22 protein-coding genes are annotated in these 21,359 nt (G+C 56.2%); 9 read left to right on the top strand and 13 right to left on the bottom strand.

Annotated features, from left to right (window positions below; genetic code table 11):
* Positions 1-114 precede the first annotated feature (114 nt).
* Positions 115-672 carry a Panacea domain-containing protein gene (locus ACYSMN_RS02910; protein WP_488922340.1) on the bottom strand — a complete coding sequence of 186 codons (558 nt, stop codon included), beginning with the start codon at positions 670-672 and terminating at the stop codon, positions 115-117.
* A 285-nt stretch (positions 673-957) separates the two neighbouring features.
* Here ACYSMN_RS02910 and ACYSMN_RS02905 point away from each other — a divergent pair, with 285 nt between their 5' ends.
* The 4 genes from ACYSMN_RS02905 (at position 958) to ACYSMN_RS02890 (ending at position 5,993) form a co-directional block, all read left to right on the top strand.
* A complete protein-coding gene (locus tag ACYSMN_RS02905; RefSeq protein ID WP_488922339.1) occupies positions 958-4,395 on the top strand; it encodes a DEAD/DEAH box helicase family protein in 3,438 nt (1,145 codons plus the stop codon).
* A gap of 91 nt (positions 4,396-4,486) precedes the next feature.
* Positions 4,487-5,014, top strand: coding sequence for a hypothetical protein (locus tag ACYSMN_RS02900; protein WP_488922338.1), 528 nt, complete (start codon positions 4,487-4,489; stop codon positions 5,012-5,014).
* 34 nt (positions 5,015-5,048) lie between these two features.
* On the top strand, positions 5,049-5,486 hold the full coding sequence (locus tag ACYSMN_RS02895) for a helix-turn-helix domain-containing protein (RefSeq protein WP_488922337.1): 438 nt from the start codon (positions 5,049-5,051) through the stop codon (positions 5,484-5,486).
* A gap of 3 nt (positions 5,487-5,489) precedes the next feature.
* Entirely contained in the window at positions 5,490-5,993 is a 504-nt protein-coding gene (locus ACYSMN_RS02890; RefSeq protein ID WP_488922336.1) for a hypothetical protein, read from the top strand.
* Positions 5,994-6,054: 61 nt separating this feature from the next.
* On the opposite strand, the gene ACYSMN_RS02885 is transcribed toward ACYSMN_RS02890, so the two are convergent.
* The 5 genes from ACYSMN_RS02885 to ACYSMN_RS02865 are packed head-to-tail and all read right to left on the bottom strand — an operon-like array spanning position 6,055 to position 9,031.
* Positions 6,055-6,852 (bottom strand): hypothetical protein, encoded by a 798-nt coding sequence (locus ACYSMN_RS02885; protein ID WP_488922335.1) that lies wholly within the window; start codon positions 6,850-6,852, stop codon positions 6,055-6,057.
* On the bottom strand, positions 6,815-7,867 hold the full coding sequence (locus ACYSMN_RS02880) for a hypothetical protein (RefSeq protein ID WP_488922334.1): 1,053 nt from the start codon (positions 7,865-7,867) through the stop codon (positions 6,815-6,817). Before ACYSMN_RS02880 ends, ACYSMN_RS02885 begins: the two co-directional genes overlap by 38 nt.
* A 12-nt stretch (positions 7,868-7,879) precedes the next feature.
* Positions 7,880-8,461 carry a hypothetical protein gene (locus tag ACYSMN_RS02875; RefSeq protein ID WP_488922333.1) on the bottom strand — a complete coding sequence of 194 codons (582 nt, stop codon included), beginning with the start codon at positions 8,459-8,461 and terminating at the stop codon, positions 7,880-7,882.
* A gap of 12 nt (positions 8,462-8,473) precedes the next feature.
* Complete coding sequence (locus ACYSMN_RS02870) at positions 8,474-8,764, bottom strand: DNA-binding protein (RefSeq protein ID WP_488922332.1); 291 nt, start codon at positions 8,762-8,764, stop codon at positions 8,474-8,476.
* A gap of 3 nt (positions 8,765-8,767) precedes the next feature.
* Positions 8,768-9,031, bottom strand: a complete 264-nt coding sequence (locus ACYSMN_RS02865) for a hypothetical protein (protein ID WP_488922331.1) — start codon at positions 9,029-9,031, stop codon at positions 8,768-8,770.
* Positions 9,032-9,134: 103 nt separating this feature from the next.
* Here ACYSMN_RS02865 and ACYSMN_RS02860 point away from each other — a divergent pair, with 103 nt between their 5' ends.
* From ACYSMN_RS02860 to ACYSMN_RS02850, 3 genes are all read left to right on the top strand, one after another.
* Entirely contained in the window at positions 9,135-10,013 is an 879-nt protein-coding gene (locus tag ACYSMN_RS02860; protein ID WP_488922330.1) for a S24 family peptidase, read from the top strand.
* Positions 10,014-10,235: 222 nt separating this feature from the next.
* Positions 10,236-11,027, top strand: a complete 792-nt coding sequence (locus ACYSMN_RS02855) for a HipA family kinase (protein WP_488922541.1) — start codon at positions 10,236-10,238, stop codon at positions 11,025-11,027.
* The gene (locus ACYSMN_RS02850; protein WP_488922329.1) at positions 11,005-11,391 is read left to right on the top strand and encodes a DUF3037 domain-containing protein; all 387 of its coding nucleotides are present in this window, start codon (positions 11,005-11,007) and stop codon (positions 11,389-11,391) included. Before ACYSMN_RS02855 ends, ACYSMN_RS02850 begins: the two co-directional genes overlap by 23 nt.
* A gap of 24 nt (positions 11,392-11,415) precedes the next feature.
* Here the strand turns inward: ACYSMN_RS02850 and ACYSMN_RS02845 are convergent, their stop codons facing one another.
* A complete protein-coding gene (locus ACYSMN_RS02845; RefSeq protein ID WP_488922328.1) occupies positions 11,416-11,940 on the bottom strand; it encodes an XrtX-associated membrane protein in 525 nt (174 codons plus the stop codon).
* Complete coding sequence (gene xrtX, locus ACYSMN_RS02840) at positions 11,937-12,461, bottom strand: exosortase X (protein WP_488922327.1); 525 nt, start codon at positions 12,459-12,461, stop codon at positions 11,937-11,939. The genes ACYSMN_RS02845 and xrtX overlap by 4 nt, the downstream gene beginning before the upstream one ends.
* A gap of 266 nt (positions 12,462-12,727) precedes the next feature.
* On the opposite strand from xrtX, the gene ACYSMN_RS02835 reads away from it, so the two are divergent.
* The gene (locus ACYSMN_RS02835; RefSeq protein ID WP_488922326.1) at positions 12,728-13,717 is read left to right on the top strand and encodes an AAA family ATPase; all 990 of its coding nucleotides are present in this window, start codon (positions 12,728-12,730) and stop codon (positions 13,715-13,717) included.
* A 502-nt stretch (positions 13,718-14,219) separates the two neighbouring features.
* Here ACYSMN_RS02835 and ACYSMN_RS02830 read toward each other — a convergent pair.
* Both ACYSMN_RS02830 and ACYSMN_RS02825 read right to left on the bottom strand, forming a co-directional pair.
* Entirely contained in the window at positions 14,220-15,071 is an 852-nt protein-coding gene (locus ACYSMN_RS02830) for a hypothetical protein (protein WP_488922325.1), read from the bottom strand.
* Positions 15,068-15,625, bottom strand: coding sequence for an RNA polymerase sigma factor (locus ACYSMN_RS02825; protein WP_488922324.1), 558 nt, complete (start codon positions 15,623-15,625; stop codon positions 15,068-15,070). The genes ACYSMN_RS02830 and ACYSMN_RS02825 overlap by 4 nt, the downstream gene beginning before the upstream one ends.
* Positions 15,626-15,966: 341 nt before the next feature.
* Between ACYSMN_RS02825 and ACYSMN_RS02820 the strand changes: the two genes are divergently transcribed.
* Positions 15,967-16,782, top strand: coding sequence for a class I SAM-dependent methyltransferase (locus ACYSMN_RS02820; protein WP_488922323.1), 816 nt, complete (start codon positions 15,967-15,969; stop codon positions 16,780-16,782).
* 27 nt (positions 16,783-16,809) lie between these two features.
* On the opposite strand, the gene ACYSMN_RS02815 is transcribed toward ACYSMN_RS02820, so the two are convergent.
* The 3 genes from ACYSMN_RS02815 to ACYSMN_RS02805 form a co-directional block, all read right to left on the bottom strand.
* Complete coding sequence (locus tag ACYSMN_RS02815) at positions 16,810-18,069, bottom strand: lipopolysaccharide biosynthesis protein (protein ID WP_488922322.1); 1,260 nt, start codon at positions 18,067-18,069, stop codon at positions 16,810-16,812.
* A gap of 148 nt (positions 18,070-18,217) precedes the next feature.
* Positions 18,218-19,411, bottom strand: a complete 1,194-nt coding sequence (locus ACYSMN_RS02810; protein ID WP_488922321.1) for a glycosyltransferase — start codon at positions 19,409-19,411, stop codon at positions 18,218-18,220.
* A gap of 125 nt (positions 19,412-19,536) precedes the next feature.
* Positions 19,537-21,207, bottom strand: coding sequence for a T9SS type A sorting domain-containing protein (locus tag ACYSMN_RS02805; RefSeq protein WP_488922320.1), 1,671 nt, complete (start codon positions 21,205-21,207; stop codon positions 19,537-19,539).
* Between the last annotated feature and the right edge of the window lie 152 nt (positions 21,208-21,359).

Genomic DNA, 21,359 nt, shown 5'->3' with positions numbered 1-21,359 from the left:
TACTACTGCCCGAAGGCTGTGCGCCTGCCGCGCACTTTCCGAGAAAAAATCACCTAGATAAGCCAATTGAAATAACGTAATAATTGTGAGTAATAATGAACTGTTAATTAAGGGTTAAACAGAATAGTAGTTACTGTCAGCCAATGACTTCTCCAAATAATTCAACGCTACATCATCGGCGCCACCAGCAGCAGCAATCTTAAGGGTATCCATGAAGCTATTCATGGAAGCGGATTCCCAGGCCGCATCGTGGGAAAGGTCTTTCAAGTCTTGGTAGCTGCGGTTACGGCACTTATTAATGGCCACGTCAAGACATTCTTTTTCTGTTTCGGCCAAGAAGTCCAGGTCAGGGTCAACAAGAGCCTGCAAATGATGCTGACCCACTGCGGCGAGGTGCTGGCGTACGATCTCAACATAATCGCTGCTCAGGCGCTTATCTTGATTGCGACCATCGGCAATTTTGACCATATTATAGATTTCGGAGGGCACGGGGCCAGCTTCCATCTTTACGAATCCGTCGCCTACAATGGTGCTGCCGTAAGTAGCTAAGCTGAGCTGCTCGGCAAAGTACAGGGTCTTAAAGGTTTGATGATAGCCAGGCACGCCAAGCTGCTGTACTACGTACAAGAGTACATTTAGCGCCTTTTCGTAATCGAAGATTTCCGTTACCATACAGCTAATTGGTTACTAATTTTTTCACGAGACGCAAAGATAACACCAATCTTATTAGCAAAGTGTCCCTTATGTGCCAACAATATACAGTTTCTACGCAGATTTTTTAGTAACCGTTCGACTACCTGAATGGTATGGCAGGCAAAGTACACCTACAGTCAATTTATGTGGTCGAATGCGGCTGCTCCGCTTATTTGTTGCTTGTGACATAGCAACCTGTCCAGCTAGGTTTTACCTTGCGTACGTGTTGCTACGTGCCAACCACCGAATCCTACACTGTATTTTATGCTTACACTTTTATCCAACTTCGCTTTTCTGGAAACCACCTGGCCCGAGCTGTACGAGCCCGCCCGTGAGGCCGAGTTGCACGTATGGAGCGCCCCGCGCTTAGCGGCCCTGAGTAGCCGCATCGCGCTGGAAAACGCCATCCGGTGGGTATATGATAACGACAATAGCCTGCGCGTACCCTATCAGGACAACCTGGCTACCCTGTTGCACGAGGCCGACTTCCGCAACTTGCTGGGGCTAACTCGCTTTCAGGGCGCCAACTATGTGCGCAAGCTGGGCAACCAAGCCGCTCACCACAAAGTAGCACCCAGCGGCCCCGAGGCGTTTGATGCTTTGCGCCACTTGCACGGCTTTTTGCAGTTTGTGGCGGCCAGCTATAGCCCCGTGCGGCCCACGTTGGCCGTATTCGATGAGCACCTGCTGCCGGCCGCGGCTGGCGCTACTGCGGACGCTACGCTTGCCGAAACCCAACGGCGGGAAGTTGCTTACCTGGCTCAGCAAGAAGAACTGGCGCGGAAAGACGCCGAGCTGAAAGCTAACGCGGAGCGCCTGGCCGAGCTGGAAGCCCGCCTGGTGGCCATGCAGCAAGTGAAGGCTCATAATTTGGCCCGTCCGCTGCCTCTACCGTTGGGCATTTCCGAAGCTGAGACCCGCCGCCGCTACATTGATTTGCTGTTGCGCGAAGCTGGCTGGGACGTGGCCGCGCCGCGCGCGTGCGAGTTTGAAGTAACGGGGATGCCGCTAAGCACCAACGCCAGCGGCAAGGGCTACGTGGACTACGTGCTCTGGGACGACGACGGCCTGCCCCTGGCCGTGGTGGAAGCCAAGCGTACCCTGCGCGACGCCCGCGAAGGCCGCCACCAAGCCACGCTGTACGCGAATTGCTTACAGACGCAGTTTGGCCGACGGCCAGTGGTGTTCTACACCAACGGCTTTGAAACGTACTTGCTCGATGACGACGCGGCTACACAGTACCCGCCGCGCCGGGTGGCGGGCTTTCTGACCAAGGACGAACTGCGACGGTTGGCACTGCGCCGCACCGGCCGCCGCGACTTGCTGACGGCGGCGGTCAACAGAGCCATTGCCGGTCGCTATTACCAAGAAGAAGCCATCCGGCGGATAGCAGTGCGCTTTCAGCGCGACAAGCAGCGCGGGGCCTTGTTGGTAATGGCTACTGGGGCGGGCAAAACCCGCACCGCCGCCGCGCTGGTAGATGTGCTGATGCGGGCCGACTGGGTGACGCGGGTGCTGTTTCTGGCTGACCGCAACGCTTTGGTGAAGCAGGCAAAAAATGCCTTTGCCGAGCACTTGCCCAGTTTGTCGGCCGTGAATCTGACGCGGGAGCGGGACGAGAATAAGGCGCGGATAGTGTTTTCCAGCTACCCCACCATGATGAACCGCATTGATGGAGAAAGCAGCACTGATGGCGCCCGTGCGTACGGGCCGGGCTACTTCGACCTGATTATCGTGGACGAGGCCCACCGCTCGGTATATCAGAAGTACCAAGCCATTTTCGAATATTTTGACTCTTTTCTGGTCGGCCTCACGGCGACACCCCTGGCCCAGATTGACCGGAACACCTACGAACTATTTGGGCTGGAAGATCACCAGCCTACGGCGGCTTACGAGCTGGACCAAGCGGTGAAAGATAGATACCTGGTGCCGCCGCGGGCGTTGTCGGTGCCGCTGAAATTTCAACGCCAGGGAATCAAGTATAACGAGCTGAACGAGCAGGAGAAGGAAGAGTACGAAGCCGAATTTCGGGACGAAGCCACCGGCGAAGTACCCGAGGAAATAGAGGCCGCAGCGTTGAATGCCTGGCTGTTCAACCAGCACACCGTGGATGAGGTGCTGCGCTACGTCATGGCCCACGGCATCAAGGTAGAGGGCGGCGACAAGCTAGGAAAAACCATTCTGTTTGCCCGCAGCCACCGCCACGCCCTGTACATCGAGGAACGGTTTGGTAGGCTGTTTCCGCAGCTGGGCAGCGACTTTTTGCGCATCATCGACAACTACGACGACTACGCCCAGGACCTCATCGAGAAGTTTGCCGAGCCTGAACAGTACCCGCAGCTGGCCGTGTCAGTGGACATGCTGGATACGGGCATTGACATACCGGATGTGGTGAACCTGGTCTTCTTTAAGCCGGTGCGTTCTAGCGCTAAGTTTTGGCAGATGATAGGCCGCGGCACTCGCTTGCGGCCCGACTTGTTTGGGCCAAGCCAAGACAAGCAGCACTTCGTGATCTTCGACTTCTGCGAGAATTTTGAGTTTTTCGAGGCCCGGCCAGCAGGATTGGTAGCCAGCACGCAGGTGCCGCTAAGCCAGCAGGTATTTACGCGCAGGCTGACCGTAGCCGAAGTGCTGCGCCAGACCGCCTACCTGGCAGACGCGGCCCACCAGCAGCTGCGCACCCAGCTGCTCAACACCTTACACGGGCAAATAGCAGCCCTGGACCTGAGCACGTTTGCGGTACGCGCTAAGCTACGCTACGTAGAAGAATTTGGCGCTGCCCGCACTCGTTGGGACGCCCTAACCCGTGTGGACGTGCAGGATGTGGAAACCCACTTAGCCCCGCTAGCCCCGGTAGAAGGCAACGACGAGTTAGCCCGCCGTTTCGACTTGCTGGCCCTGAACCTGATGCTGGCCCTAGTGCAGCGCAGTGCCCGGCAGAAAGAAATGATGGAGCGGGTGAGCAACCTGGGCTACTTGCTGAGTCAGAAGCTGACCGTGCCAACCGTGTACGAGCAGCGGGAGCTGCTGGCGGCGGTGCAGCAGCCCGCGTACTGGCAGCAAGCCACGCTTCCCGGCTTGGAAGAGCTGCGCCAGCGTCTACGGGAGCTGGTGAAGTTTCTCGACCGCGACCAGCAACCGGTGGTGTACACCTATTTCCGCGACGAGCTGCAAGCGGATGGGGTAGCCGAGAAAGATATTCAGCAGTGGGGCAGTTCCCAACTGGCTAGCTACCACCAGCGGGTGGCGCGCTACATCCGCGAAAATCAGCATCACGTGACTATTCACCGTCTGCGCACCAACCAGCCGATTACCGCCGCCGAATTGCAGGAGCTGGAACGGATGGTATTTGATGGGCAGGAGCGAGGGACGGCGAATGACTTACATCAAGAGCTAGGCCAGCCAGCGCCGCTGGGCATATTCGTGCGAGGCTTGCTGGGACTTGATATCAACGCGGCAAAGGAGGCGTTTGCTGACTTTCTGGGAGACTACCCCTTACAGCCCGACCAGATCACATTCGTGAATAGCCTTATCGACTACCTAGCTCACAACGGCACCGTGGACCGAGCCCGGCTATTTGAGCAACCTTTTACTGAGCAGCACGACCAGGGCGTGACGGGCATATTTCGAGAGGAGGCGCAGGTACGGCACCTGTTCGCGGTGGTGGATGCTATCAACCAAAATGCATTGGCACAAGCATAATAAACAGGCGGGTTATGGTATTAACATTTAAGTATTTATAAAGTTTTTTAACTTATAAGTTAAACTTTCCATACTTTCGCAGCGTTTCACAGTGTCTAGGTCCACCATCTATCACCTTGAGCCATTTGGCCAGTATGAAAATGGCTTACGCTTGTATACGTTGCGCGAAGAAGATGCCGAACTTTCGGAAGCGGCTGATTTCTTTGAGAGGATGGAAGATCGCGCGGCTACAGACGAAGAGGTAGCCGGCCAATTAGTCCGTTTTCTAGCAGCCTTGGGGCAAATAGACGAACGAGGCTACTCACTGTTCAAAACAGATTTGCTACGTCAAGAAGCTAGAGCCCAAGCCTTACCGCCGACTTCCAGATACATGCGTGAAATAGGGGTTGACCAAACTTCACTTCGACTGTATTGCTACACTGCGGGAGACCGTACTTTGGTTCTATTTAATGGCGACGTTAAAACTACTGATCAAGCGCAGAACTGCCCAAACGTTGCCCGGCACTTTCAATTTGCCCAGCGGGCCGCTTTAGCGCTAGATCAATGTCGGCGGGATTGGGAAGTGTCGCCCGACGATGGCGAACTTCTACTTGATCCGCCGGAATTATTTATTCGTTAGCTTCCCACCACCTCCTTCTGACTCTTTCTAACTCATGGCTACTATCAGCACTGCTTTTGACCGTCTGCGGGCGAAAGTGCCCCTGTTTTCCAAAGTATTTGCCTCGAAAGTATTTGACTTATCGGAGCAAATCGAAGTCATTTTGCACGACCGTGACATGACGCGTCGGGACTTGGCACGCCTGTTGGACAAATCGGACGCGGAGGTAAGCAAATGGTTGAGCGGGACGCACAACCTGACGCTGGAGAGTGTAGCCAAACTAGAGGCCGCTCTGAAGGTGGATTTATTGGTGACCCCTCGGAAGCAAGAAGGCTATTTTGGACAGAAGCCTCAACGGCTTCCGATGTCGGCGGTGGTAGTACCCATCAGCAATACCAAGCCTATTGCCATGCCGACTGTAACCCAGCCAATAGCTTTGCGCTTGATGGACAGCATTGCAGCTGACCAAATGAAACCGATGAAAGCAGCCTAAACAATGGCTAAGTCAGTTGATATTCAAAAAATAAAAATAGTAGGAGGCTCAATTCCTGAATTCACGGTAAAAGGCCGCCAGAGCATCAGTGCGCTTATGGCGGAGGATGCAAGTGCCGCTATCAATTTTAGCCAACGTGTGCATATTGGTCTGACCAACACGCCGACTCATCTTGCCGTCTCGTTGGAAGTTGCTTGCGAAGCAGTTGCAGGAGAACCTGCAGAACCTGTTGGGGTGAGCGGCAATTTTGTCGTAGATATTGTATTTGAGGTGGAGAACTTGACGGACTTGCTGTTTATGGTTGATCAGTATCCTAAGCCCATCCCGGACATGCAACTAGCTACTCTGCTCATTAGCATTGCCTATTCGACGGCACGTGGAATGTTGTGGACACGGGTGGCCGGTACACCGCTGGAAGGATTCAATTTGCCGATTGTGGATGTAATGCAACTGATTAAGGATTCTGCCACAGCCGAAGCTGAGGACATGAAGTCTGCTAAGAGATAGGCAGAGAGAAGACGTGCGATAATGACGCTGCCTTACCTCTGTGTATAGGAAGCTTTCGTATTCAAATGTACTTAGGATTAATACCATGCCGTTCGGCGAAACGCCGGATGCTGCCCTCGTTGCGGCGGTTAATGGCGCGTTGGGCAGCTTCTTCGGGCTGCCAGTCGGGGCGTGGGTTGCGGTGAGTAGCGGCTTGAGTTTGCTGGCGCAGCTGCTCGGCTTCGGCGGTGGAGAGCAGGCCGCGTTTTTCTTTCTGACTAATGATAGTCAGGCGCTGGCGCAGGTGCTCGGCGTTAGGGTGGTCAGGTGGAATCTGGCGGCCGATGCCAGCCACCAGTTGCGGGGCCAGTTGTTGCAGCTGATGAAAGGTGACGGCCATCTCCCCTACTCCATGTGCCTTGTGGTCGAGGTGCTGCTGTTCAAGGCGGTGGGCTTTGCGGTCGAAGTATTCGGCCAGCAGGGCGTAGATGCGGGCCGGATCGAGGGAATGGTAGAATTTGCTGCCGCGGGTGCGCGCCTCTTTCAGGGCTAAAATAATGTCCTTCAGGCTATCGTGGGTATAGGTCTGAGCCAGTGTGTCGGCCATCTCCAGGATGTCGGCGGCATCTGGCTTGTCGGGCACTCGTAGCGAGTCCAGGAATGCGCGCAGGATGATGACCAGCAGCTTGACCACTACCGTGTCGCCGGCGGGGCCGTACTGCAACTGGAAGCGCCGGCGCAGCTGGAACAGCTTGGGGGCCTGGGCTGCGGCCTGGGGCGTGAGGCCTACGGACAGCTCGGCCAGTAAGGCGCAGGCTTCGGGGTTAGGTGTGGCGGCCAGCTCACGTATCGTACTTGGAGCGGTAGCCAGTGCGAGCAAAGAGTGTTCCGGCGTCGGTGGGGCCAGCGCTGCCGGGCTGGTGGGGGCTGACGCCGGGAGCGAGCTTGAGGCGGTTGTCGTGGGCATCGTTGAGGAAGAATTGAATGGCGGTAGCGCGCCAGTCGCGGCGGCGGGGTGGTTCTCCTTTCTGGCGCCAAGCACTGATTTTGGCGTGGTAGAAGCGTAGGTCAGCTAGTGCGTAATCGGTGTCGGCGAAGGAGGCAGCGAAGTCCTCGTAGCGGGCTAGCTCGGAATCAGCAAAGGCTACTTCAGGGCGCTGCTGCCGGCCGCTGGTGCGCTTTGGTTTGGGCGGATTGGTGGTTGCTTGAGCGGTGGTCTTGCGGACAGTCGCCTGCTTTACCCCCTTCTTTTTTGGCGCAAGCTCCGCTTCATGCGCAGAGTCTTTTAGGGCTCCGGCTGCGCCGTCGGGCGGAGCGGTTGAGGAACCCCTACCCTCACCTTCTGAAAGCCTGTCGTCCGCCAAAGAATACTTTCCTTTTTGTCCCGCGCTGCCTCCGCCGTTTTGTAGTAGAGGTTTATACCTACTAGAAGTTTTACCTAATAAGGAGTGTTGTTGCACTTCTGCTCCCGGTAACTCCGGTTTACTTGTTGCAGAAGTGGTGCTGGTAGAGCCCTTTACTTGATCCAGTTCTGCAACAGGTGACGCGGTTTCACTTGGTGCAGAAGTGCACCCGGTAAGGTCATCCACTTGTTGCACTTCTGCTCCCGGTAGAACGGCTAGAAAGCAGCGGCTGGGCTGGTGCTTCGATTGGCTCGGCTGGTAGGTCAGCAGGCCCCAGGCTTCAAGGTCGTACAGCTTTTCGGTGTAGGTGCTTTTGTTGCCGATGCGGGCGGCCTGCATCGTAGCTTGGTGGTCGAGGTCGAGGGCGGCAGGAAATCGGGCGGCGTTCCACTGGTAGAACAGCGCCCAGTACAGGCTGACGTGGTGGGGCGTGGCGGCGGGCTGTTGGCTCAACTGCTCATGGGCGGCGCGGGTGTGGCGGACGTAGTTCATGACGGGGCGGCGCTACGCGCCCTCGCTCAACTGCAGCGGCTCGGTGGGCTGGTCGAACAATTCCAGCTGGCGGTACTCGGTGCATTTGCCCCGGAGGGCCGCTTCCACTTCGGCAAGAGCCTGAAGCACGGCAGTTTCGAGCAGGCCCGCGTAGCCGTAGGCATGGCCGGCCTTGTCGTCGTAGGCCACATAGGGGCTGATGAGGTTGAGCACCTTGCCGCCAGTGAGCCGGCGCTGGCCGATGAGCGTAACCCCACCCCCGCCCTGGCCAATGCTCAACCCGGTAATGGTGAACTGCTCGAAGTGGGCAGGCAGCGGCTGCGCTTCATCTTCGGGCCAATAGGCAGGTGTTTCCGTCAGCTGCTCAGTGAGCAGGCACAGATGCGGTACGAGCTGACCTAGGCGGTGCAGCAGGTCGGGGTGCACCAGCTCCTGAGCGGTGAGGGTGAAGGCGCGGGCCGGGGTGTCGTCGGTGCGCTGCTCTGTGAATTCACAGGTAAGCTGCTGGTTCTTGATTTTAGCCTTCTGGATGCGGATGATGGAGGACGTGACGGGCGCATCGGGCCCGACAATGGGGGCAAGTTGAGTAGTCATGAGGAATAGATATTAGGCCGCCTGCGCGGCACGGTGATAACGGCGGGGGTAGGCATCGAGCACGGAGCGGCGGAAGCCCCAATCTTTCTCGTTGAGGCGCACGCCCTGGATGCGGCCAACCCGGCGGGCCCGACGCAGAGCTTCGGGACAAAGGCCCAAGTAGGCGGCAGCCTGCTCAGTGGGCAGCACTTCATCGGGCGGCGGTGGCGGAGCCTGGCGCGCCTGCTCGGCGGTTTCCAGCTTTTCGAGGCGGCCCAGAATCTGCCGCCACTCCGGTTCGGGAATGAGGACGACGGTCTGCATGGGCTACTGCTGGGTGAGTTGGGCAATACGCTCCTGGATAATGCGCTGCGCGGCCTTCTCCTGCTCAATAGTTTCCAGCAGGGCGTTGATAATAGCCGGCGTACCGTGGCCGCGTCGGATGACACTGTGAATGGTACTGCGGGCGTACGTGTGCCCCTGCTCGCTAAGTTTGTCCAACGTGTGCTGCACGATGGTAGTCCGGCCGCCAAACTGTTTGACTAATTCGTACAGGCCAGAATTTTTTACGTTGTTACGCAACTGTTTCATGCTATTGTGCGAAAAGAGTGTATATTTGTTTTGCACCTGTCGCAAAACAGAGCACATATTACTACGTCTTTCGCATAAAAGAAAACTAAAAAAGCGCCTAACAATGCAACTAGTTGGCTCACAAGCTGAAAAAGAGCGGGTGAATGGCTTGGACGCCGATGTAGGCGCTCGGATAAAGCAGCTCTTTGAGCGTCACAAGCTGACGACCTACGAAGCCAGCATGAAGCTGGGGTACGGCAAATCGAGCAAGCTCTACAAGGCTTTGACGGGTGAGGTTAAGCCTTCCTACGAGACGCTGTACGATATTCTGGCCACATTCCCGGAGGTGTCGGCCGACTGGCTGATGCTGGGCCGGGGACAGATGGAAATTGGCAGTAGCGCGGCTACAGTGAGAGTCGCCCACCCTAGCCCCAAAACCAGCCTGCAGGTGCTGACGGTGACGGTGGATAAAGACGGGGAGGAAACCACGGCGCTAGTGCCAGTGCAGGCCCAGGCCGGCTACTCGCTGCAGCACAACGAGGCCGTGTACCTGCGCGACCTGCGCCACTATAAAATACCGGGCTTTGAACACGGGTCGTACCGCGCCTTTGAGGTGGCGGGGGACAGCATGATACCCATCTTCAACCACCGCGACGTGGTAGTGTGCTCGTACGTGGATGATAGGCGGCTGCTGGAGCCGGGGGAAGTGTACGTAGTGGTAACCAGCGAGAGCGTGATGCTCAAGCGCATCCGCCAGCAGATCACGTCGCCCGATATGGAGGTGATGCTGTTCTCGGATAACCCGCACCGCAAGCCCTACTCTATCGAGGGGCGCGACATTCAGCAGCTGTGGCGGGTGCGGGGCTGTGTGTCCAGCTTCATCCCCAGTGCGCCAGACGTTACGGCCGAGCGGTTGTGGGAAGTTATCGAGCTACTGGGCCATGACCGGACCGAAGTAAAGCGGTATATGATGGAAGAAGCCCCCTCTAACGCCCCCCGTTAGAAAACGACAGCCGTTGCGAATCGCGCAAGCAGCTGATAAATAAATATTTACCGAGTCTTCCGGGCTGTAGGTTCTGTCACCGTCTCTGGTACAAGAAAAAAGGTCCCTAGCAATGTGTTAGGGGCCTTTTTTGTAGCCAAACCAGTGCCCATCAGCTGCAGAACTCCGATCCATTCCTCGCCTTTACGTTCTTTGCCCGGTCTGACCCTGATTTCCTCCTTTATGCCGGCCACCGTCCTTTCTTTAAGAACCGTTGATGTCACGCGCTACATTGCTCCATTGCGCGAAGGAGGCTCGTTGCCGGCCTTGGTAGAAGCTGATGACGGGTTTATGTACGTGCTCAAATTTCGGGGAGCGGGCCAGGGACTCAAGGCCCTAATCGCCGAATTGATTGTGGGTGAAATGGCGAGGGCGCTTGGTTTACAAGTGCCGGAACTCGTGTTCTGCCAGCTCGATGAAGCCTTCGGACGCACCGAACCCGACGAGGAAATCCAGGATCTGCTGCGCGCCAGCACTGGCCTCAACCTTGGCCTGCACTACCTAGCCGGCGCCAGCACCTTCGACCCGCTCGTAACTACTATCACGTCCCGTTTGGCCTCACAGATTGTGTGGCTGGATTGCCTGACACTGAACGTGGACCGCACCGCTCGCAACACCAACCTGCTGATGTGGCATAAGGAATTGTGGCTCATTGACCACGGGGCTGCGCTTTATGTGCATCACACCAGCCCAGAATGGGCCCAAACTACCCGGCGCCCGTTTCCTCAGGTGAAAGACCATGTGCTCTTGCCCCAGGCGAGCGACTTGGCAGTAGTGGACGCTGAAAGCCGCGCCATTCTTACGCCGGAGCGCCTACGAGCCATTGTAAATTTGGTGCCCAGCGAGTGGCTAACCGAGCCATCGATAACGGTGGAGCAGCAGCGGGAGTCGTACGTGCAGTTTTTGGCCAACCGCTTAGCCACATCCGAAACCTTCGTTCAAGAAGCCGAACATGCCCGACAAGCACTTATTTGAGTACGCCGTGCTGCGCGTCGTGCCGCGCGTCGAGCGCGAAGAGTTTGTCAACGTCGGCGTTATTCTGTACTGCTCCGCGCAGGGATTTCTACAAACTCGCTTCTATCTACCCGAAATCCGGCTTCGCGCCTTGGCAGGTGAGGAACTAGACTTGGAAGAATTGGGACTCCGCCTGCGGGCCTTCGAGCGGGTCTGCCAGGGCCGGGCCCAAGGCGGCCCAATTGGTCAGTTGCCGCTGGCCTCCCGGTTTCGCTGGCTCACCGCCACGCGCAGTACCGTAGTACAAACTTCCGCTGTTCATCCTGGCCTGTGCACCGATGCCGCCGATACCCTAGCCCGACTGTACACCCAATTGGTGTTGTAAGGACATATGGCAGTTGAGTCCTCTCTACTCTGTTTCACTTGGGCTTGGTACGTACCAACGCAGCAGCGGCACCAGCACGATAATGGGCAAGGGCGAAACGATGAAGTCGATGAGGCGGCGGCCGAGTTGGTAGGGCCAGACCGTGCCGCTGAATAGCTTACCAGCGAGTAGCAACACGGCGCAGCAGCAGAACACAGCTCCATAAAGTGTCAGCACCAGACGCATCCGATGAGCTGGCAGCAGCAAGCGCAGCAGCAGTAAACACACACTGATATACAACAGGGCGTACGTAAACACGGCTGGCAGGCTACGCTTGGTTACCTCACTACTAACTCCTTGTTGCACGGCTGCTAGTCGATCAGCAGCACCTAACGCAGTGAAAAGCTTGTGCCAGCTGGCCGTTAGAAAAACGAATACGGGTTCATCATAAACGCCAATCACGAAAAGCAAGCCTACTAATGCTACTACAGCAACGGCCTTCGCGCCAGCAATGCCTCGTGTAGCGTGCGGAGTGCCAGACTGCGCCTTTGGCACGGGAGGGAATTTCATGGACGCTGACTCCAACGGGCCCATAACATCCAGAGCAGGAAAATGCAGCCGTACACTACAAACGTAAACGTGTAATGGTGATTGAAATCGACGCTCTGATGGGCGTAGAAATGGTTGAGTGCCAAGGCGGCCACGCGCACGACATTGAGCAGGTAAATCCCGAGGATGCCTACCGGAATAAACCACAGCTTCCGGCGTACCGGTCCCGGATAAGCCAGCACGAAGCCCGCAAACAGCGCGTAAAGCACCAAGCCATTGCAGGGGTTGCCTACAAACACCGCCATTTTCTGTTCCATCATGAGCAGTTGTGGGTTGTCGGTGGCGATGCTGGCCGGGAAGCCGAGCCGTTGCAAAGTAGCCGTGGCGGCGCTGGCGATATTGACAGAGAGCACCGTATCCAGACGCTCATCAGCCCGGAGCCATTGCTCGTACCCAAAAAACCAGACGAGATACAACCCAACCGCCAGCAGCAGAAAACGACGTAGGGAGCGAGTGGGTAACGGGGAAGAAGCAACAGCCATACCGCAAAAATAACGGTTTCCGGAGCTGGCCGGATGTACCACAGCCAAATGGTTTTGGCTCTTGCCAAAACCGCGGGAGGCGTCAGGCTTCCTACTGAAGAACCAGCTTCACAACGAAACGAGCCACGCCGTTCCTTTCAGAACCAAGACCAGCCGCTGTGGAGAGCACTATGCGACAGTCCGAACTCAATAGGGGCTCCGTGACGTTCGAATTCCGTTCATCACCACGCTTTTTTTACCTTTAGCTCTCCTCTTAGCTTCCGCTCATGATGCCTTATTCCTCGCCCGATACTTCCGTGCCCGACTATCAGCAAAAAATCAAGCAGGTATTCGCCGAGGTAGGGAAAGTGGTGGTGGGCCAGCAATACATGGTGGGCCGGCTGCTCATCGGGCTATTTACGGGCGGCCACATCTTACTCGAAGGTGTACCGGGCCTGGCCAAGACGCTCACCATTAGCACGCTTTCCAAGGTGCTGCACCTGCACTTCCAGCGCGTGCAGTTCACCCCCGATCTGCTGCCCTCCGACCTCGTGGGCACCATGATCTACAACCAGAACCAGTCGGTGTTTGAGGTGAAGAAGGGCCCCATCTTTGCCAACCTGATTCTGGCCGACGAAGTGAACCGCTCCCCGGCCAAGGTGCAGAGCGCATTGCTGGAGGCTATGCAGGAAAAGCAAGTCACCATCGGCGAAACCACTTACCCGCTCGATTTGCCGTTTTTGGTGCTGGCCACCCAAAACCCCGTCGAGCAAGAAGGCACTTACCCGCTGCCCGAAGCCCAGGTAGACCGGTTTATGATGAAGGTGTTCGTGGACTACCTCAAGAAAACCGACGAACTGGAGGTGATGCGCCGCATGGCCAACATGAGTTACATGGGCGAGGTCAGTCCCATTCTAACCAAAGAAGATGTCTTCGGCATTCGGCAGCAAATCAACCAAGTGCAGATTTCCGAAACGCTCGAGAAGTACATCATCGAACTGGTGTTTGCCACCCGCCGTCCGGCAGACTACGACCTAACCGAATTTCAGCAATACGTGCAGTTTGGCGTGAGTCCGCGGGCCAGTATTGCGCTGCACCGAGCGGCTAAAGCTGTAGCCTACTTCGACGAGCGTGATTACGTGCTGCCGGAAGACATCAAAGATGTGGCCAGCGACGTGCTCAATCACCGCATTCTACTTACCTACGAAGCCGAAGCCGATGGCATTCGCACGCAGGACTTAATTGACGCCATTCTGCGCAAAGTACCCATCAGCTAACCCACTGAACCTGCCTACTGCGAAGTTCGCCGCAGATGTTGCGTTAGTTCAGACGCGCAGTAGGTTCTCCCGAAGTAAGGCTGACAGTGGAAGACGTATAGGGTGGCCAGGCAGCGGCTGGTTTGAATGGTGCAGGATCGGTGGAAAAAACACGGGGTGCTCCTGGCGTGAGGTCAGCCGGGGCATGGGCCGTCGTGATCCGGCCTATAATCAGTAGGCAGAACAAAGCGGCGTAAATGAGCCACGTCCAAGCAGCTTGTAGAGGCTCGGCCGGGGCAAAAGACGTAAGCTGCGAACTTCGTTCGGGGTGTACCAGCGTAGTCATGGAAAAAGAACTTGAAAGTGAAATGACTGAAGAGACTTCAGCCTTCGCGTAATGGTTAAGATTCGGGCTTGCAACGGCGCAACAAGCCCACGGAGAGGCAACTTGTCCTCAGACAAGCGCTCTGCCGAAAAGGCTGCCGAATGGCAAAACTTTATTTAGGGATAAGTTGGCCGCCGCCTAAAAATCGGGCTTGGCAGCTCCTCGGGCGCGGCGAGGCTCGAAAATGTGCTGGATTTTCTGCGTGAGATAAACCAAATGCCGCCGAAGACCACGGCCTTTTTCAGCCATGCGGTGCGTGGGTGCTCGATATTCTAGCCGACGCTCCCGCTGGCCCTCTGACTTTTGCGTAGCCGCCCCGCTTGCCGTTGCTACGCTGCCTGCTCCGGCGTAAGCCAGCAAACTGGTGTTCGGCGCAGAAGACGCTCCGAGAGTTACATGGGCAGGTATGGGCACATTATCTGGTAGGGTCGCACTCGACTCGTTCTCTGACGACGATGATTCGCTGTAAACACTTAAGCCAGTGAGTGCGGCCAAAGCTGGGACTGAGTCGAGAGGAGCCGTAGATGTGGTATCTGCTGGTGCTATAAGCAGGTAAGTATTGGGAGAAAGAGTTGTTTCGTGAATTGGTTTTGCGGCCCGAATGGTACGGGCTACGGTAGTACTTTCCGTTTTCCGCAATTCCTTGGCGCTGGCTGAGGCCAGCTTCTCACTCGATGGCGCAGGTACTATCAGTTCCCAACGTGTCAGTTCCCGACGTGGCGTTGCTCCTAGATTGGCGGACGACTGCACGGTGGGCTTAGCAGCCGAATCCCACCCAGCCAACCGAGGCATTATCCAGCCTACCCCGACACCAACCATTGCCACTGCGGGCAGCAGCCAGTGGAGCGGCAGCGGACGAGTACCGGGAGGTATCGCCGCCAGATGCCCTTCTATGCCTTTCCACACGTGGCTGGCGGGAGGCAAGTCGAAGTCGCTGAACTTTTCGCGCAGAGATTGGTCCAACAGCTCATCTTTAGGGTCTGGAGTCATAGTCGAATGAACTTATTGTGCTGCTGATACAGCAGAAGCAATTGTTTGCGTGCTTTGCTGAGTTGAGCCTTGGACGTACTTTCTTGAATACCGAGCAACTCACTGATTTCGCTGTGCGAATAGCCATCCACGGCGTACAGCAGCAGCACCATCCGGCAGCCATCGGGCAGTTGGTCTATCAAGGCTAGCACCTCTCCCACGTTCAGCTGGTCGAGGGCTGAGGACGAAACGGTAGGTTCCACCGTCGTGTCGAGTAGGGCTACCTGGCTTTGCCGGCGCAGTTTGCCGCTTTGCCAATGATTGATAGCCGTCGTGACGACGATGCGCCGTATCCAGCCTTCTAGGGAGCCTTCTGAGCGAAACTCTCCCAAGTAGGTGAACACCTTGATGAAAGCATCCTGTAAAATGTCTTCTGCTTCGGGTAAGGAATGAGCGTACCGACGAGCTACGCCCATCATACGCCCGGCGTAGCGGGCGTACAAGGCTCGTTGCGCTGCCGGTTCGTGGCGTCGACAACGGGCAAGCAAGGCGTCGAGGTCAGAAGAAGCCGGCATGCGGGAAAAGTACCCTCGCAATGAGTTGGTATGAGGCAGACAAGATGAAGCGCGAAAAGGCTGCCGAATCAATATATTTTTGTTGGCTATATTTTTTCGACTCAGGTAAGATACCTGATTTTCAAGAGCTAATCAAGCAGTTCTATTTTCGTGGCCGCTCTACGCAGCTAGATTTTCATTGCTTGTCTTACTTGGATGACATAGCGCTTAAATACCGACGCTGTTAATTCGCTACCTCTCGCTAGGCGGCCGGACTTACGCAAGTGGGGTCAGAAAAGCGAGTTGGCCTCCGTTTCGAAGCAGCGGGAGTTATTAGCTTTGCGGTTTCTCATTCCTACTTCGTGTCCCGACTCACCAAAACTCTGCGTGGCCTCTCTAGCCTAGTGCGTAATCCCTGGCTGCTCAATCATGTGTTGGCCGCCGACGAAGCCAGTTGGCAGAAACGCGCCGTAGCTCATAGCAGCCGGAGTCTTACCGCGCAGGGTTTGCCAGCCGTGCCGCTCACGCACTTCCTCAGCCCCGCCGACGACACCGTGCGGCCGTTTGCGTTTCGGGAGGGCGGCTCACTCCCTACCGACTTGTTGCTATTGCGGGCCCTAGCCCGTCGGGTGCCGGGCTGCCGCTACTTCGAGATTGGCACTTGGCGGGGTGAAAGCGCGGCCAACGTAGTGGAAGTAGCCGCTTCGGTGCACACGCTCAATCTTTCGACCCAGGAAATGCAGGCGTTGGGCCTAAGTGAGCGATACATCGAACTGCACGGCTTTTTTTCGCGGCCTCTTCCCCATGTCACGCACCTGCACGGTAATTCCGCCACCTTCGATCTAGCGGGTCTTGGCCAGCAATTCAATGTCATCTTTATTGATGGCGACCACCGCTACGAGGCCGTGCGCACCGATACACGCCGTGTGTTTGAGCACCTCGTGAGCCCTGAAACGATAGTGGTCTGGCACGATGCCAGCCACCAGCCAGGACTGCCACGCTGGGAGGTGCTGGCGGGTATTCTGGACGGTTTGCCTACCACGGCGGCTGGCCAGCTGGTGCAAGTGGAAAACACATTGTGCGCCTTGTACTCTCCCCACCCATTGCCCACGCATCTCTTCGACCCACTGAGCGACCCAACCACCTGGTTCGAAGTAACGGTACAGGCCCGGCCCTAACCTGGAATTTCATACCACAGCTAAAGCTTAGCGGCTCCTGGCGAGTTCTTTTATAAAAGCAACGTCCTTGGCACCAGGCAACCAAGCAGCCCAGCCGACACCAGTAGCTCGCCCGAATCGGACTAATAGGTAGGTAGTAGAAGCTATGTAGGAAAGCGAGGTAGCTGTAGCTGCTCCCACAATGCCCAGACGCGGAATCAGGACCCAGCAGGCTGGGATTGTTACTAATAGGCCCACCGTAGTAGCCCAGTTATTGACGCCGTAGCGACCTAGCCCGGCGAAATAGCTGCTGCACGCCACGTTCAACGCTACGGCCACTACTCCTGGTACCAGCCAGCCGATAACGGTCCGAGCTGCTCCAAACTCTGCTCCAAACACTACTTGTAGTAAGCCGGATGGCAACAGGGCCAATACCACCGCGGCGGCAGCTGTAGCTAGCACCGCCAGCCGCGCCACGCGCAACATGGGCTCCAATTGCGCCTGCTTGTCGTCGGCATGCACTAAGTCAACATACTGAATGAGAGCAGCGCTGCGCGGTATCAACCAGATGGCTTCGGCCAGGGCTACGCCTACGCTCAACACGCCCACGGCACGAGCATCAACGAAATGGGCCACGAAGTAGTAGCTGAGGCGGTAGTTGGCGAAAGCCAGAATGTTGGATAGGTGCGCGCCCCGGCTGTGATGACTGAGCTCGTAGGCCGTTTCACGCAACCCTACGCCTTGCTCCCACTGGTCGGGCAGGCGCCGTAGCTGCTCGAAGCTCACCAGAAACGGCACCCCATAGGCAACATATGCGGCGTAATAGTACACGGGCACTTCGCGCCAGCCCAGCCTCGTAAAAGCTAGCAACAACAAGCCTGCCAGCAGCGCCACTTGCGCGATGTTTAGAGCGTTGTAGGCAGTTTCCCGCTTGCGCCCTAGCAATAGCGAGATGTTGATCGATAGAAAGGCTTGTAACAAAGATAAGCCCCACAAGTGGCCTAAATAGCTGACTGACACTGGCCGAAGCAGCCCAGCCAGCACCGTACCGACCGTGCAGACCACTAACGCCCAGCCATACGCAGGCACCAACAGATGCCACACGTTACGTCGGGGTGCCAAGAATATAAGAGACGAGCCGCCCAACAGACCGATAAACAGCAGCAGCGCGGCGCAGTCTGTTACAAACAAGCTCACTGCGCCGCGCCCTGTCGCTCCCAGGTAGCGTGCCGTCAGCCATACTACTGCAAAGCTGAAAAGCGCCGCCGATAAGCGGGTGGCAAACGTGTGCAGAATGCGGCGGATCAAACTACGAAGAGGTCAGAAGCGAACAATAAGAGGTTCTAAAGGTAACGCTCTTTCAAAGCGCCTGAACCGCCTTATACTGGCGTTATACACTTGGCTGTACCTCTTCGCTATGCGTTACAACTGCTATCACCAACGAATGTGGCTTACTCTACCTCTTTCGAGGAACACCTAATACCTCAGAATAAAACGTCACAAACTGCTGCCCTACGGCGGCGTGGCTGAAATGTGCTTCTGCATACTGCCGTAAAATCTGGGAATCGAATTCAAAAAGATGATCCAGTACATAGGATAGCGTTGTTGCTAAAGCTACTTCGTCGCCGGGCGGCACGAGGTAGCCGCGGGTGCCATCAGGAGGCAGCAGTTCGGGTACGCCACCGACCTGAGTAGCCACGGCAGGCAACCCACTGGCCTGAGCCTCAATAAGCACGCAAGGCAAGTTTTCGTAGTTGCTAAATAGAACGAAGCAGGAAGCGTGGCGCATTTCGGCCGCTACGGCTTCCGTAGTGAGCTTGCCCAGAAACGTGACGGTACCATCCTGCAACAAACCTAGGTCGGCGGCTAATTGCTTCACTTGCGCTTCAGCAGGACCATAGCCAGCAATACGCAGCCGCACGTCGGAACGAATGCTCCGCAGCTGAGCCACCACGCGCAGTAAGCCGCTTAAGTTTTTGGCCTGCTCATTGAAAGCAGCTACGTGCAGCAGCCCCTGCCGAGTGGTCGGCACCTCCGCCGGCCGGAATAAGGTAGTATCTACCACATTCGGAATGATGACCGTATGCGGGTTGCGGATGCCTAGCTGCGCCAGCGCCCCACGCAGGTTCTCCGATACAGTATGTAGGCCCGCTGCCGCCCGCACTACCCGCCGCGTCAGCCACCGCCGCAGCTGTCCTATGCGGTGCGCGTTCTGCGGCAGATACAGGGTCCAGTGCTCCGTAATTAGGTATGGCAGGCCCCGCGTTAACTTCAGCCACCACGCAAACAGCCCCGTGCGTAGTAACACATGCACATGCACCAACTGCGGTGGCCCAGACCAGTGACGTACTAACCGCCGGTAGCCTTTCGCCAAGCACCAGAAATAGAGCACCAGCTTCAATAGTTTGTCAACTGGCCCTAGTCTCGTGAGTCGAGCACGATAGTAGTAACGCAACGTAGGTACTGGACCATTCAAATCAGCGTCGCAATCTGTCAAGCCACGAAGTGGGCCGCGGGCCACAGTAGCAAACAGCACGGCGACTTCGGCATGGGGCGCAATAGCGGCCACATGCCGACCCACGAAATCTCCATCCTGGTCGTCGTAGCGGTTAGGGTACCACTTGGGCAGATGCAGGACGCGGAGTTTCATGAAAGTGCAAGCTACAAGTTTGCCCTCTACTTCGACACTCCTGAACCGCCTCTGCTGCTTAAACCAACATCAACAAAAAAGCCTGCCCCGAAGCGGGGCAGGCTTTTTAATCGTTGTACAGAAAGTTATTTGGCCACTACAAAGCGCACCGACTGCACGGTTTCGCCCGTCGTAACAGAAGCTACATACAGACCTGCTTTCAGCGAAGCTGGCAGCTGAATGGCTTGCGCACCAGCAGCCAGTTTAGCAGCTTTGGTTGCTACTGCTACTTCACGGCCCGTGGCGTCCAGCACGCGCACCGTTACGGCACCGGCTTTCTTCAGCTCAAACGAAAGCGTAGCAGCACCTTCCGTGGGGTTCGGAGCTACGCTAAGAGATTGTACCTGCTCGTTAGCAGCCTTGTTGGCCAGAACACCACCCGCACGGTTGTAGCAAGTGATGTTAGGGTTGAAATTGGTCCAGCCGGTTGCCCAGTTTGTGGCTCCAAAAGCACCGCGATACGTTACAACATCAAAGGTGCTGTTCGGCCCACCGTTACCAGCACCGGTTAGCTTGGCATCAGTGAAAGCGGCACCTGTGTTCAAAATTGATGCTGCTGGCAAACCAAAGCCAGGAGCACAAGCTGGGTTAGTGCAAGTACCATTGAAGCTGTAAACAGTTCCGTTCTGACCTAGTGCACCAACAGAGGTGAACGTCTGGTTTGCCCGGGCAGCGTTATTGAAATAAGCATTCGGGTCAAAAGTGCTACCCGTGTTAACGGTGAAGTAGCTTGTAGTAGAACCAGAGTTAATATCTGCAAACACATTATTAGCGAAGACAGACGAACCATCGGTCAGAGCACCTTCGGTCGCGGTACCATCTACAAGTACCCCGGCACGGTAGCCCGTGATAACGCTATTAAACAAGCTTAGAGCCGAATTTCGGCGAATGTGTACTCCCCGGCGATACTCAGCAGCAGCGGCGCTTAGCGGACCCGGCAGAAACACGCTCATGTTCGAAAATACAGCCGAAGTGCGCGGAGTGTTAACGGTACCGTTAGCGTCATTGTCGCTTTCAAAGCCGTTCGACGCTCCAGTAGCCGTGGCATCGGCAACGGATGGGTCGCGCAAAGCCACGCCATATTGTACCCGGCCGGAGTAGCCATTGTCCGTGTCAAAGTCATCGTCGGTTCCACGGAAAGCAATTAGGTGCTTGGCATTTACCGTTCCACCAAACCACTCGAACGAGTCATCGCCGTTGTAGGAAACCTGCACATAGTCGATAGTGGTGCCACTACCTACTGCGGCTAGCGTCAGACCATTAATTTCCTGGTTGGGCTGTAAGGCAACACCACCAAACTCAATGCGCACATAACGCAGAATACCGGAATTATCAGCCGGATCATTGCCCCCATAATTGGCAACTGGGCCACCTTCTACAATAGGATCACCTGGTTGGTTTTGCGGAGCCCGGCCACAAACAATGATGCCGCCCCAGTCACCGTAATTACGCATACCAGCTGGCTGGTTGGAGGTAAATACAATGGGCTGAGTGGGCGTACCATCAGCAATGAGTTTACCGCCACGCTGCACGATCAAAGTGCCTTTGTTGGTCTTGTCGCCTTTGATGATAGTGCCTGGCTCAATGGTTAGCGTTGCACCATTCGTTACATACACAAAACCGTTGAGTAAATATATTTTATCGCGGGTCCAGGTGGTATTAGTCGTGATATTACCAGCTGGTACCACCTCAAGAGTAGCAGACGTGGGGCAAGCCTGAGCCAAGGCGTCAGAAGAGACGGCAGTTACAGCTGCCATAGCCAAAAAGGCAGAGAGTATCAACTTTTTCATGAGGGAGAAACTAAAAAATTGGGGTTGAACTGTGTGTGATGCGAAGGTCAAAAGGATGCCGCTGGAATCAGCAGCGAAAAAGGTTGTCATTCAATTACCTATAAATTACCATATCGTTA

The sequence above is a fragment of the Hymenobacter sp. M1-2 genome (genome assembly GCF_057808495.1).
Note: the sequence above shows the minus strand (reverse complement) of the source record. Positions and strands in the feature narration are given on the sequence as shown.

Bases quoted from the DNA above. Each gene is read 5' to 3' on its own strand.
- ACYSMN_RS02910 (WP_488922340.1), bottom strand. From the start codon at position 672: ATGGTAACGGAAATCTTCGATTACGAAAAGGCGCTAAATGTACTCTTG.
- ACYSMN_RS02905 (WP_488922339.1), top strand. From the start codon at position 958: ATGCTTACACTTTTATCCAACTTCGCTTTTCTGGAAACCACCTGGCCC.
- ACYSMN_RS02895 (WP_488922337.1), top strand. From the start codon at position 5,049: ATGGCTACTATCAGCACTGCTTTTGACCGTCTGCGGGCGAAAGTGCCC.
- ACYSMN_RS02890 (WP_488922336.1), top strand. From the start codon at position 5,490: ATGGCTAAGTCAGTTGATATTCAAAAAATAAAAATAGTAGGAGGCTCA.
- ACYSMN_RS02880 (WP_488922334.1), bottom strand. From the start codon at position 7,867: ATGAACTACGTCCGCCACACCCGCGCCGCCCATGAGCAGTTGAGCCAA.
- ACYSMN_RS02875 (WP_488922333.1), bottom strand. From the start codon at position 8,461: ATGACTACTCAACTTGCCCCCATTGTCGGGCCCGATGCGCCCGTCACG.
- ACYSMN_RS02870 (WP_488922332.1), bottom strand. From the start codon at position 8,764: ATGCAGACCGTCGTCCTCATTCCCGAACCGGAGTGGCGGCAGATTCTG.
- ACYSMN_RS02865 (WP_488922331.1), bottom strand. From the start codon at position 9,031: ATGAAACAGTTGCGTAACAACGTAAAAAATTCTGGCCTGTACGAATTA.
- ACYSMN_RS02860 (WP_488922330.1), top strand. From the start codon at position 9,135: ATGCAACTAGTTGGCTCACAAGCTGAAAAAGAGCGGGTGAATGGCTTG.
- ACYSMN_RS02855 (WP_488922541.1), top strand. From the start codon at position 10,236: ATGCCGGCCACCGTCCTTTCTTTAAGAACCGTTGATGTCACGCGCTAC.
- ACYSMN_RS02850 (WP_488922329.1), top strand. From the start codon at position 11,005: ATGCCCGACAAGCACTTATTTGAGTACGCCGTGCTGCGCGTCGTGCCG.
- ACYSMN_RS02845 (WP_488922328.1), bottom strand. From the start codon at position 11,940: ATGAAATTCCCTCCCGTGCCAAAGGCGCAGTCTGGCACTCCGCACGCT.
- xrtX (WP_488922327.1), bottom strand. From the start codon at position 12,461: ATGGCTGTTGCTTCTTCCCCGTTACCCACTCGCTCCCTACGTCGTTTT.
- ACYSMN_RS02835 (WP_488922326.1), top strand. From the start codon at position 12,728: ATGATGCCTTATTCCTCGCCCGATACTTCCGTGCCCGACTATCAGCAA.
- ACYSMN_RS02830 (WP_488922325.1), bottom strand. From the start codon at position 15,071: ATGACTCCAGACCCTAAAGATGAGCTGTTGGACCAATCTCTGCGCGAA.
- ACYSMN_RS02825 (WP_488922324.1), bottom strand. From the start codon at position 15,625: ATGCCGGCTTCTTCTGACCTCGACGCCTTGCTTGCCCGTTGTCGACGC.
- ACYSMN_RS02810 (WP_488922321.1), bottom strand. From the start codon at position 19,411: ATGAAACTCCGCGTCCTGCATCTGCCCAAGTGGTACCCTAACCGCTAC.
- ACYSMN_RS02805 (WP_488922320.1), bottom strand. From the start codon at position 21,207: ATGGCAGCTGTAACTGCCGTCTCTTCTGACGCCTTGGCTCAGGCTTGC.